Consider the following 12,364-nt stretch of genomic DNA (forward strand, 5'->3'; position numbering starts at 1 on the left):
CTTATTGTTGAAATTTCAACTTTTTAAATCAAGTTTTACACTTAAAATTTGATAGAGATAATATATCTCGCTAAGAGGTATAGTAACACTATAATAGCTTTCTATATAACTAAAACTACTTCTTACAATATCAATAAAATCTTTGTTTTCTTCTCTAAATGCTTTTATGTTTTCTATATCTTCTTCTTCCAACTGAGTTTTAGTTACCAATCTTTCTATTAAACAGCTTAAATGTATATATAAACATATAATTGTATCATTGCTGAATTGTTTCTTTAACTTATATTGTAACATCTCAATTGCATTTTCCAGCTGATTAACTATTTTATCCGGATTTAAAATAGTTATATAACTCAAAACCCCCTCTAAAGTAAAATACTTCATTATGGACTGTTTAACCTGAAAAACTTTTTGTTTAGGTATAATATCTTTTAATATCCGGTCAAAAACATAGCCTTCATTATCGGAAATGAGATCTTCCAAATATAAAAACGGTACTTCTTTTATTCCTGGATTCTCGGTACCAATAATGGCTAGTACATCAAATTTATTGAAAATATCATCATTATACTTGTTCTTCTCCAAATCCAAATAATTACAAACTATAAAATTAGCATTGGGAGGATGTTCACTTAAACTCTTTATTAAAAGATCTTTTATCTTTATAGCAGTACCAATTCCAGTAAAACAAGTAACTATAATAGCTTTTTGTCTTTTTTGTTCAGTATATATAATTTTACATTTGTATCCATCGAGATTTTCTACATTGTTTATTATTTGTTCTATGGATAAATCTTGATTTATATCACTGCCCACTTTTAATGCCAATTTCGTAGTTAAATTGTTTATAATACCTATATCTCCATGATGTACTCTTTCCAGTCCCTTATATATTTCTTCCAAAGAACCCATGTCAACTAAGATAATTACCCCTTTGGACGTATTTACCTCTTTAAAATATTGTTTTAATTTTTCTACAATATCTGCTGTAGTAGTATCTATGGGCATATCAAAGGATTCAAAAATATCAATTCCAAGCAGATGATTGGCCACATTGGCAATACTACTAGCCGTAGAATATCCATGAGCTATTAAAACAGCCTTTATTTTCTTTGAGTAATTTTCTTCTCCTGAATTGATCAAATAGAGTATTATAATTACCATTTCCACCTTCCCAAGGGATATGTCCAAATTAATCTTTATAAAATTTATAATTTTATATGTAGTGTCATATTCATGGGGATAACTATATTTTAATATATCAACATATTCATTTATTTCAGATTCATAGTCTTGCAACATCAAACTATATTGGTGCTCCATGGACGTCTGTATAAAGCAGGCAAACTTATAAATATTATTATCTGTATATCTGATATCGTATTTAGATTTTAATATTGAAAACATATCCTGAATACATTTATATAAGATATAAAATCTCTCATGCCTTATATCCTCACTGCTGTAAGAATTCATGTTTAATATTAATTTCTTAAAATATTCATCTATTAGTTTCTGAATCTTCTTTATTAAAAAATCATCTTTGTTATCCATCTTTATTTCAGAAAGTAATTTCAACACGGAATCATAAAATTGGATATGAATTTCATTTTCAAAATTTTTCTCAAGAAAATTTATGTCATCAGATTTGTTTATTATCAGGTCTTCTGTTATATATCCCTTATAAAGACTGTCTATATAGTTTGTCTTACTATTTATAGCATTTTTTACTAAATATTCTGGAAGCATCATAAAATCAATATCTATAAACTCCCTTTCTCCTCTTTCCATAATGTCTTCCCTATTATATGCTCTGGCACATGTAATTGTGATATCATTTTTCAATTGCCCTATATTTCCTTCAAAATCAGCGTCCATAAGTATTTTTAGAGCGTGTCTCGATATTCTTATATTATGGCTTATCAAATGTGACTCTTCTTTAAAAAAATGATATATAAGCTGAAATTTTTCGTTAAGAGGCCTGTCTCTTAACGGCGGTTTCTTTATTATTATGGGAATTCTTCTCAAAAAAGTATTCAATAAAACAGCCTTTGGATCTTCTGTAGTTGCAAATATAAACCTAACGTCTGCCTTTCTATATACTTCGTTTTCTCCAATTCTCGCAAATATTCCCTTGTCCATGAAAAAGAAAAGTTGCTCTTGTCCTTCCGGAGGGAGACGGTGTATTTCATCCAAAAAAACATAACCACCATCAGCATTTTCTATAATACCTTCTCTATCAGTTTCAGCTCCCGTAAAAGCTCCCTTCTTATATCCAAATAACGCTGCAGATAGGAGCTCTTTATTGTTAGAATATTTTGCACAATTAAAAGTTAAAAATGGAGCATCTCTTTTTATATATCCATTAGCCCTTGCATATTCATAAATCTTTCCTGCTAAGAAACTCTTCCCTGATCCGGTAGAACCTACAATAAGAATGGATAAACCTTTTGGAGGATACTTTACCGCAATCTTGCACTGTTCAATTTGATAAGCCAAACTACCGTTATATCCAATCACATCCATAAAAACGTTTTCTTCGTTCTTCAAAAAAATTTTGGGATCTTTTTGTTTTTCTTTTATTTCCATTAATTCTTCAAAATTTTTATAAATTAATTCCCCTCTCAATTCAACATCAAAACTATTTTCAAAGATTTCCAAATCTATAAAATATACCGGTCTCGTATTAATTTTTATAATTTTCCCTTCTTTGTTAAGGACACTGAGGCAATGGCTTGTCAAGCTTCTGTTAATCGATGTCTTTTCAAACAATTTCTGAGCAGTTATTCCAAATTCTTTTATCCCGTTGTTTATTCTTTCTAAGTTATTCTCTTTTACTTCCTTTATGATTATTTCTCTATTTGTCATTACACTTACCCTCCCTTCTTCAGTTATTATTTAATTATCGATAAAAAGTCTAAAAATGTAATATTGTATATACAATTATTGCTTTTTATTATATATTCTATAAACTGAAAAGTCAATTCTTTATGACATAGAAAAATCCCAAAGAAATGTTATCTAAACCTTCTTTTGGGATTCTATTCCAGTATTGTTTACCCCACTTCCCATTTATTCTTTTCCTTCTGTCACCTTTTATCAATTTGGACTTCAAAAGTGTTCCTCTCTCCCGGATAACGAGCTATTGATAATTCAATAGCCCGATCCATTTGGTCAAAAGCAATAGTTTTCACATAGTGAATTGCAGTATTTCGTTTTACTTGCAGTAATTTTGCATCCTCATTATTTATAATTCTTGCGCAAACAAACCTATTGGCTTTAAATACAGTGGTATCATAATCTTTTTCAAAAATATCATATAGAGATAAATTCTCAAAATCATAATTTTCTAATCCGTCAAAATATTTTAACGGTATATAAGTATCCACGAGCACAATTGGAATATCATTTCCATATCTTAATCTTTTAATATGGAGGCATTCTTCATCCTCATTTAATTCCAATGGAGAGAAAATTGCTTCGTCATATCCTACCTTTTTTAACTCCAATACCTTGGTGGATGGTCTTAATCCCTCTCTTTTCATTTCTTGATAAAAACTCGATAATTCTTTAAAGAAATTTTCTCTCACTTCTCTTTCTCTAACAAAAGTCCCTTTTCCTTTATATCTAACGATAACTCCTTCCGAAAGCAGCTCTGCATAAGCTTGTCTTACTACTGGCCTTGAAATTTTTAAAGTTTCGCATAATTCTTGCTCGGTTGGCAATTTATCATTAGCTTTAATCGTTCCATCTTCGATAGCTTTTATAATGCAATCCTTTATCTGGGAATAAAAGGGTGTAGAAATATGCTTATTAATTTTAATATATTCCATATAATTCTTCCTCTCAAAAATTATGTGATAACATAATAACACAAATTTATATTATTATATTATCATTTTAAATATGAATGTTCAAGTTAAGAGTAATATGGTGAATAACCTCAATTTTATGCATTTTATTATAATTTTATTCTTTATTATTTCCCCCAATTATATTATAATAATGTTATTACAATCGAAAGGGTGATAACTATTGATTGGAACAATTATAACGGGGCACGGAATGTTTGCATCCGGGATGTTAAGCTCATTAAAATTAATTGTCGGAGAAATGGAAAACATTTTTGCAGTTGACTTTTCCCCTGAAAATTCGCCGGAAGATTTAGAAAAAGAATTAAAACAAGTTTTAAAAAAATTAAGTTTGTGTGACTCAATCGTGATTTTTACCGATATCATGGGGGGTACCCCTTTTAAAACTTCCGTAACTTTGACAGTAGAACTAAAAAACTGTTACATTATCTATGGTACAAATTTACCTCTGTTGTTGGAATTCAGTATGTTGGAAAAAGAAAATAACGACATGATTTCCCTTATTAATCAATGTATATCTACAGGGAAAGAACAAATGCGTTTATTTCAATTTAAAAAGTTCGATTTCACAGAAGAAAATTATGAAGATGGCATATAAATAGTAAAAAGGCTTCTATTAAAACATTAATATATTCAGGAAGCCTTTTTTAGAACCTATTTAAGACAAAGTACATATTAAGAGAAAATATAAATATAATTAATCATTATTTAATCCTTTCGCACTAAAATACCAATAATAAAGTTCTTTATTTTTAGGATGGTTATATCCATTACAGCTTTCATACAACCTGCGTGCAGGTAAATTATCGGTCTGGGTGATCAGATAAACATAATGAAGATTTTCTTTTTGGGCATATTCAAGGGCCATATTTAATAATTTTTTAGCAATCCCTTTTCTCCGATATTCTGCGGATACACATACGTGATGTATATATAACATATCATTTCCATTATCAATTCTCGGCAGTTGATAACCTAATACATAGGCAACAACATTTTCATCTTCAGCACATGCATAAATTATATTTCTCTTATCAGATAAAAATTTAACTGATTTCTGACAATCTACAGGTTGATGAAAAAAATTAGAAATTATTGAATTTAACTCCAACTCGTTTTTTTGATTTAATTTTTTAAGTTCCATTATCTGGTTACAGTTTTCTTCGATACTCCTTCTGGAGCATCCGGATTATATCCTCTTGCTATAGAAAGGAGACAAGAGAACATTTGAGAGAATATTGTACAAGAGAAAACCGCTTTTAAACCTTCATGATTAGTCGGCAATTCAATAATTTCATCAGCATCTTTTATTAAATTTTTATTGTTTGTAACAACCGTACTAAATATCTTATATTCTTTTTTAAGACGATTATATAAACTAATGATACTATCGTTTGTATGGTTATCAGCTATAAAGAAAATTGTTGGTATAAATCTTCGAGTTGCGGCAATAGGTCCATGTTGATAATCACTGGAAGCATAACATCTTGCATCTAAGTAGCTTGTTTCCTGAATTTTTAATTCTGTCTCTAACCCAAGAGCATACAATAAGCCGCGCCCAAATATAAGTATGTTACTTGCATTTCTGTAAAGAGGAATAATTTTTCTTATTTGGTCCTCAATCAACAAGGATTCACTTACAATTTCTTTCAGGTGCAATATTTCATCAATAAAATCGTTGTTATCGCTTATATAAGCAGCTAAAGCAGAAATAATCGCAAGTTGAGTGATGTATGACTTTGCTGCAGTGACACTCAGCTCAGGGCCACATTCACAGTTCATATAATAACTTCCTACTCTGGTCATTAAGGAATCTCTTACATTAGTAATACTTACACAAACTCCTCCTTGATTTTCGCATGCCTTCATTGTTTCATAAACATCTTGAGCTCCTCCCGACTGAGAAACTCCAATTAAAAGTATATTACTATAATCAGGAATTGCCTCATAAGACGTAATAACCGACGGAGAAGCAATAGATGCCGTCATTCCACAATAGATTTCAAATAAATATTTACCTACTTGGCATGCATGCTCACTCGAACCTCTGGCAGCAAATACTACTGTATTTATTTTTCTTTTCTTTACCTCGGCTGCAATGGACTTAATCGTCTCCATATTAAATTTAACAGCATTTTCAACTGCTCGTGGTTGTTCAAATATTTCTTTCCACATTTGAGATTTTGAAGTATCGTACATTTTATAATCCCCCATCTTCTAAAGTTATTTGTATATGGAATATAGAAGGCTAATCTTCAATTGAAAAGATAAGCCTTCTATACAAAAACATCTAAAGAATTCCCAAGGCTGAACAAAGTATTGAAACTAAGATAATCGAAACAATAAGAAGAACTATATTAACACGTTTGTTTTTCAACAGCCAATAAGTGAAAAATACAAAACCTAAAGGCAAAAGATTGGGCAAAATCTTATCAAAGAAATCTTTCTGAATCGATAAGGATGATCCTTTTGCAAGAGGAATAGAAGATAAAATATTAATACTAACATAGCTTGGAATCAATCCGCCTACTACCATTACGCCGAGAATTCCTGCTGCTTTTGTAATAGCACCGGCATTTTTACGGATTGTTGAAATTGCATTTACTCCTAAAGAATATCCAAATCTGGCAAACCAAACTCTTGAATACCAGGCAATAAACCATATAAGCATATAAAGAATTGGACCTACAATTGAACCTTCCTGGGCTAAAGACGAACAAATACCTGCACTAATAGGCAATAGGGTAAACCAGAATATGGCATCCCCAAGGCCTGCTAAAGGTCCAAACAATCCAACTTTTAAATTCTTAATTAAATTACGGTCTTCTCCGGCTTCTTCAAGAGATACAATTAATCCCATAAGAAATGTCCCCATATGAGGTTCCGTATTTATAAAATCCATATTATTTGTCATAGCTTTTGAAATCTCTTCTTTATTGTCGCCATATATCTTTTTAAAGCTTGGAATCATACTGGCAGTAAACCCACCGGCCTGCATACGTTCATAATTAAATCCTGTTTGATACGCTGTTGAAATAATACCCAGCTTTGTAATATCCTTTTTAGATAGCTTATTTCTATATTCCCCCATCATTGTCACCTCCCGTATCACCCGGAATAATTTTGTTCTTATCGTTAACATATCCAATAATAGCAACTGCTGCTCCTGCAATTGCTATAGGCAATACATTTTGTAACGGTAAAAATGAAGCAATCAAAAATCCGATAAATAAATATCCTACATTTTCAGTTTTAAGCATGATTCTCAATAATAATCCTAAACCAACACCCGGCAATAATCCTCCTGCGACTTCAAAACCATGAACTAACCATGCAGGGAATGAATTAACAAATGCACTGATGGGCTCCTGTATTGCATAAGCTGATAAGAAAATTACGATTGCATAAGATAAAGCAACCACAAGTCCCATCCAGGTTATAGTTCTAACAAAAGGTCCTGTTTCTCCTTTAGCAGCATAATCATCTAATTTACTCATGACTCCTGAAAATGTGGAATTAAAGAAAATATTGATATATTGCATTAAAAGTGCAAAGGGAAGAGATAATCCTAAGGCCGTAGCAACGGGTACTCCACTCGTATAAGCCAGCACTGTTGTCATGACTCCCGCAACTAACGGATTAGGTGGAACAGTGCCGCCAACCGTGGTCAGTCCAACATAGGTCAGCTCGCAAACAGCACCTGCTGCCAAACCAAGTTGTACATCGCCAAGTATAATTCCTGTAAAAAAACATACAACGATAGGTCTGAAGATAAAAAATGCTTCCCATACGGCATCTATTCCACATATAAATGTCATCAATGCCAATAGCAGACCCTGTGATAATGTGATTTCCATAACTTTTCTCTCCTTTCATAATAGTTTATATTTTAAAAATTGATTTGTTTATAAAACCATAAAAAACAAACCAATTTAGGGCCTGTTTAAAACTAAATTTCAAAATCAAGCTTATGATCATTTGGAGTTATCTGTATGAAAACATCAACTCCCATATTTCGAATTGCTCTTAAATCTTCCAAATCCTTTTCATCAAGATAAACATGAACATCACGAGATACTTTTTTCCCTTCCGAATAATGCATATTTCCAATATTACACAATTTTATAGGAACTCCTCCTTCAACAAGTTTCCTCACTGTTTCCGGAGTTCTTGCAATAATAAATATTTTCTGAGAAGGCGATGCTTTAAAAATAACATCGATACATTTTTGTACCGAAAAGAAACGTATTCCTACTCCAACTGATTCAGCCGTCATTTGCATCAACTCCTGTTGAATTTTATCATTCGCCGTTTCATCATCAACAACAATCATTAAATTCGGCCGAATCGTTGTCGTCCAAGTTACACCTACCTGGCCATGTACCAGTCTGTTATCTATTCGCGTCCACAAAATATTAGGCGTTTTCATTCTCCACCACTCCCCCATAAATTAAATATATATCAATTCTACCTATAATTATATAATTAATATACATTTTTTAAAAACATTCTATATTTTCAGATAAATATCAATTCATCAATATTATATATAGTCAAAACTATTTCTGTATTCCCTTACTACTTTGATATTCTTTAATAATTTTTATACTACTTGTTGTCCCTATTCTGGTTGCTCCTGCATCAATCATTTCTAAAAAAGTATTTAGATCACGAATTCCCCCAGCCGCTTTAATCCCAACTTCATCTTTAACAATGCTCTTCATTAACTTAACGTCTTCAACTTTTGCTCCGCTTATTCCAAACCCGGTGGATGTCTTTATAAAATCCGGCTTTATTTTTAATGCAATTTTGCATAATTCAATAATTTCATTTCTTTCCAAATAACAATTTTCCAATATCGCTTTTGAAATTATATTGCGGTCATGACACAAGCCCACAATAGCCTCCATTTCTTTTTCTACGTATTTAATATTTCCATTCTTTAACTCCCCTATATTAATTACATAGTCAATCTCATCACATCCGTTATCAATGGAGTTTTTTGTTTCAAATAATTTAGTTTCTAATGTAGTTTGCCCCAAGGGAAAACTGATGGCAGCCCCTACATGTATACCAGTCTCTTTAAGTTGCTCTTTACAAAATTTTACTTGAGCTGAATTTATGGCAATCATTCCAAATCCATATTTCTTACATTCATTACAAGCCTTAGTAATTTCAAGGGATGTCGCATTTGGCTTCAATATCGTATGATCAATAATCTTAGCTATTTTTTTAACTGTTAGCAATTCAATTTCCTCCTATATTGTTATATTGTAATTACATTATAATATAACAATATGATTTTAGTCAATATTTTTTTAATTTATATTATTAAAATAGTTTAATTTTTCAAATTATTTTATATCATTCCCGTTTAAATAATTGACATAATAAGTTATTATGTTATAATGAAATTACAATTATGTTATAATGTAATTACATTGAGGTGATATTTGTGAATAAATTTATATCCCCGTCTATAATGTGCGGAGATTGGGCCAATTTTGACAAAAATATAAAATCTTTTGAAGAAAATTCAATTGATTATATTCATGTTGATATAATGGATGGAGAATTTGTTCCTAACTTTGCCTTTGGAACGGATTTTGTTAGTTATTTGCATAAAAGAACCAATATTCCTTTAGATATTCATCTAATGGTAACCAATCCAAATATTAAAATTGATTTTTTTAAATTCAATCCTAACGATATCGTTACTTTTCATATAGAAGCAAGTCACAATCCGTTAAATACAATAAAAAAAATTCATTCGATTCCCGCAAAGGCAGGAATTGCCTTAAAACCTAAAACAGACGTTGAAACATTGATTCCTTATATTGAACAAATAGAACTTGTTCTTATTTTAACGGTTCACCCTGGATTTGCAGGTCAAAAGCTAATACCTTATACCTTAAATAAAATAAAACAAACTCGAAAATTGGCAGATTACCTTAATCCCAATTTATTAATTGAAGTCGATGGCAACGTTAGTTTTGAAAACAGTGGTAAAATGAGTCAGCTTGGAGCAAATGTCTTTGTCGCCGGAACAAGTAGTTTGTTTAATAATGCAGATTTTAATACGAATGTCGTTAAGCTTAGAAATTCCATTATTAGAAATTAATTTTCATCTATGGAACTGTCATATATTAAAAATTAATTGAAATAATAATAAATATAATTACATGAGTATAAACGGAGGCGATATTATGTCTGATAAAAAAATGACAATGTTGGATTACGTATATGAAACACCGCAAGCAGTCAGAAATAATGTTAAAAATTCTTTTAACATTACAAAAAATTTAGTTGATCTATTTTTGAAAAAGGACTATAAAAGGCTTTGGATCATTGCATCAGGTTCATCCTACAATGCATCTCAGTGTGCAAAATTATTTATTGAAAAATATTTAAACATTGAAGTAAAGATAATTTCTCCTTTTACCTTTAATTATTACGAATCGAATTTAAAAGATGATGATTTTGCAATAGTAATATCTCAAAGCGGATGTAGTACGAATTCAATCGATTCTTTAAAAAAGTTAAACGAATTAAAGATTGAATCTATAGGGGTTACTGCAAATTTAGACAGTGATTTTAAAGATTATGCAACTCATATCATTGATTATGGCTGCGGAATAGAAACCGTAGGTTATGTAACTAAAGGTGTAGTTACTTTGTCTGTCTTTCTTATGTTATTTTCAGTTGAGGCTTCTTATGCAAAGGGAAATCTGACATCAGAAGAAAAAGCTATGTTACTTAACCAAATTTCAGATTCAATGTCTACCTATGAGGAAATAACAAGAAACACCCTCAAATTATTCAAAGATAATTATAAATCATTTACTTCCATGACAAACGCTTATGTTTGTGGATGCGGAATTAGTTTTGGAGCAGCTCTTGAAGGGGCCTTAAAGATCGGAGAAACAATCCAGATTCCGGCAGTTGCCTATGAGGCAGAAGAATTTTTACATGGACCAAATCTTCAACTAAATCCATTGTATACTCTCTTTTTCATTGATAATGAAGACTCAACATCTCAACGTACAATAGAAATTTATCATGCTGTACGCAGTATAACTGATCGTGCATTTATTATCACAAATAATAAAACAGTGGACGAACAACATGCTCTGCGTTTTACTTCTCAGCCTAATCCATATCTGAAATCAATTTATACTGTTGCCTTCTTTCAAGTACTGTCCTTTATGGTTACAAACGAACTTCATAAGTGGGAAAAGCACCCTCTATACAACAAATTTAAAACTTTAATATCATATAAAAGTAAATCATATATCGACAGAGAGTGTTAATGTTAAATATCTTAATAAATAATTTCGATATGCCTGATCTTAACGGAAAATGAATGCCAACTTTAAACCCTTCTTTATCGGCCTTATTGCATAATCTTTCAATATCCCCTTCCTCCTCAAACAAACATGCTTCTATTCCGTAAAACCCTTTCCTAAAATCCCTGTCAAATTTCTTATCATCATATTTTCCATACATCCCAATCATAAAATCGCCCATTATTATATCTCCCCAATATATAAATGTTACTTGTCTTATTATAAGCTTTCCATTTGGTATTTTCAAATTTTATTACCTTATTTAACATCGCCACTGCTTATAAATCAGCAGTGGCGACTAATAAAAAGTTTTCCGTCTATTTCACAAGTCCCATCTTTCATGTCCTTCTCATTCCGTAATTAAATGTTTTGCCCTTTCTGAATCCCGCCAATTGCTTTGATATCCGCTCAACATGTCTACAAAACGTTTCGCCGTCAAATGAGGACGTGTAATTGCACTCCCTACAACCACAGCATGAGCACCAAGGTAAATGCATTTCATGGCATCTTCCGGAGTATATATATGGCCTTCCATTATTACATAGGCTGAATCTTTAAAATTCCTGCACATCTTTGCAAGCATACGGTAATCCGGCCCCTCGATATGAGCTGTTTCTTTAGTATATCCATATAAAGTCGGCGCCACAATATCTGCTCCATTATCAATTGCTCTTGCTGCTTCTTCATACGTCGAGATATCTGCAAGAATAATGGCTTCCGGAATTTCCTTTCTTACTATCTTTAATAAATTCCAAGCCGGCCTACCTTCATGAGTTATCTGTGCCGTACAATCCAACGCAATAATATCCGCACCCGCTTCCCATACCTCTCTGGCAGCGTCTAAAGTAGGAGTTATAAATACATCTGTATCTTTATGCCATATCTTATACAATCCAATCATAGGCAAATCGACTTTTTCTTTAATTGCCCGAATCTGTTCAGGTGAATTGGCACGGATTCCAACGGCTCCGGCCCATTGTGCAGACTCAGCCATTTTAACCGCTATATCATCTGTATAAATCGGATCATCACGTTGTACCTGGCATGACACAATTAATCCTTTTTTCATAGAATCCAGCAGTTTTTCCTTCTTCTCGTCCATTGTTTTTTCTCCCTTTTTATATTAATTATCGATATTTATTGATT

At 31.6% G+C, this 12,364-nt stretch carries 13 protein-coding genes; 3 read left to right on the plus strand and 10 right to left on the minus strand.

The genetic code is table 11. The features are described 5' to 3' along the window. Positions 1–15: 15 nt before the first annotated feature. Positions 16–2,868, minus strand: coding sequence for a sigma 54-interacting transcriptional regulator (locus EQM13_RS15195; protein ID WP_128753106.1), 2,853 nt, complete (start codon positions 2,866–2,868; stop codon positions 16–18). Positions 2,869–3,089: 221 nt separating this feature from the next. Then, positions 3,090–3,833 (minus strand): GntR family transcriptional regulator, encoded by a 744-nt coding sequence (locus tag EQM13_RS15200; protein ID WP_071140715.1) that lies wholly within the window; start codon positions 3,831–3,833, stop codon positions 3,090–3,092. Positions 3,834–4,035: 202 nt separating this feature from the next. Here EQM13_RS15200 and agaF point away from each other — a divergent pair, with 202 nt between their 5' ends. Beyond that, positions 4,036–4,470, plus strand: coding sequence for a PTS galactosamine/N-acetylgalactosamine transporter subunit IIA (agaF, locus tag EQM13_RS15205; RefSeq protein WP_071140714.1), 435 nt, complete (start codon positions 4,036–4,038; stop codon positions 4,468–4,470). Between the two features lie 99 nt (positions 4,471–4,569). Here the strand turns inward: agaF and EQM13_RS15210 are convergent, their stop codons facing one another. From EQM13_RS15210 to deoC, 6 genes are all read right to left on the minus strand, one after another. Beyond that, positions 4,570–5,016, minus strand: coding sequence for a GNAT family N-acetyltransferase (locus EQM13_RS15210; RefSeq protein WP_128753107.1), 447 nt, complete (start codon positions 5,014–5,016; stop codon positions 4,570–4,572). Next, the gene (locus EQM13_RS15215) at positions 5,016–6,071 is read right to left on the minus strand and encodes an SIS domain-containing protein (protein WP_161567271.1); all 1,056 of its coding nucleotides are present in this window, start codon (positions 6,069–6,071) and stop codon (positions 5,016–5,018) included. The genes EQM13_RS15210 and EQM13_RS15215 overlap by 1 nt, the downstream gene beginning before the upstream one ends. A 91-nt stretch (positions 6,072–6,162) precedes the next feature. Then, on the minus strand, positions 6,163–6,963 hold the full coding sequence (locus EQM13_RS15220; RefSeq protein ID WP_128753109.1) for a PTS system mannose/fructose/sorbose family transporter subunit IID: 801 nt from the start codon (positions 6,961–6,963) through the stop codon (positions 6,163–6,165). After that, a complete protein-coding gene (gene agaC / locus EQM13_RS15225) occupies positions 6,950–7,729 on the minus strand; it encodes a PTS galactosamine transporter subunit IIC (protein WP_128753110.1) in 780 nt (259 codons plus the stop codon). The genes EQM13_RS15220 and agaC overlap by 14 nt, the downstream gene beginning before the upstream one ends. A gap of 92 nt (positions 7,730–7,821) precedes the next feature. Then, positions 7,822–8,301, minus strand: a complete 480-nt coding sequence (agaB, locus tag EQM13_RS15230; protein WP_071140709.1) for a PTS galactosamine transporter subunit IIB — start codon at positions 8,299–8,301, stop codon at positions 7,822–7,824. 130 nt (positions 8,302–8,431) lie between these two features. Continuing rightward, positions 8,432–9,118 carry a deoxyribose-phosphate aldolase gene (gene deoC, locus EQM13_RS15235; protein ID WP_128753111.1) on the minus strand — a complete coding sequence of 229 codons (687 nt, stop codon included), beginning with the start codon at positions 9,116–9,118 and terminating at the stop codon, positions 8,432–8,434. A 209-nt stretch (positions 9,119–9,327) separates the two neighbouring features. Here deoC and EQM13_RS15240 point away from each other — a divergent pair, with 209 nt between their 5' ends. Both EQM13_RS15240 and EQM13_RS15245 read left to right on the plus strand, forming a co-directional pair. Further along, the gene (locus tag EQM13_RS15240; RefSeq protein WP_128753112.1) at positions 9,328–9,993 is read left to right on the plus strand and encodes a ribulose-phosphate 3-epimerase; all 666 of its coding nucleotides are present in this window, start codon (positions 9,328–9,330) and stop codon (positions 9,991–9,993) included. An 85-nt stretch (positions 9,994–10,078) separates the two neighbouring features. Further along, on the plus strand, positions 10,079–11,182 hold the full coding sequence (locus tag EQM13_RS15245) for an SIS domain-containing protein (protein WP_161567272.1): 1,104 nt from the start codon (positions 10,079–10,081) through the stop codon (positions 11,180–11,182). On the opposite strand, the gene EQM13_RS15250 is transcribed toward EQM13_RS15245, so the two are convergent. Continuing rightward, positions 11,130–11,465: a hypothetical protein gene (locus EQM13_RS15250; RefSeq protein WP_161567273.1), complete on the minus strand. Its 336-nt coding sequence runs from the start codon at positions 11,463–11,465 to the stop codon at positions 11,130–11,132. The genes EQM13_RS15245 and EQM13_RS15250 overlap by 53 nt on opposite strands. 102 nt (positions 11,466–11,567) lie before the next feature. Then, positions 11,568–12,320, minus strand: a complete 753-nt coding sequence (locus tag EQM13_RS15255) for an N-acetylmannosamine-6-phosphate 2-epimerase (RefSeq protein ID WP_128753115.1) — start codon at positions 12,318–12,320, stop codon at positions 11,568–11,570. Between the last annotated feature and the right edge of the window lie 44 nt (positions 12,321–12,364).

The sequence above is a fragment of the Acidilutibacter cellobiosedens genome (genome assembly GCF_004103715.1).
In the GTDB taxonomy this organism is placed as follows: domain Bacteria; phylum Bacillota; class Clostridia; order Tissierellales; family Acidilutibacteraceae; genus Acidilutibacter; species Acidilutibacter cellobiosedens.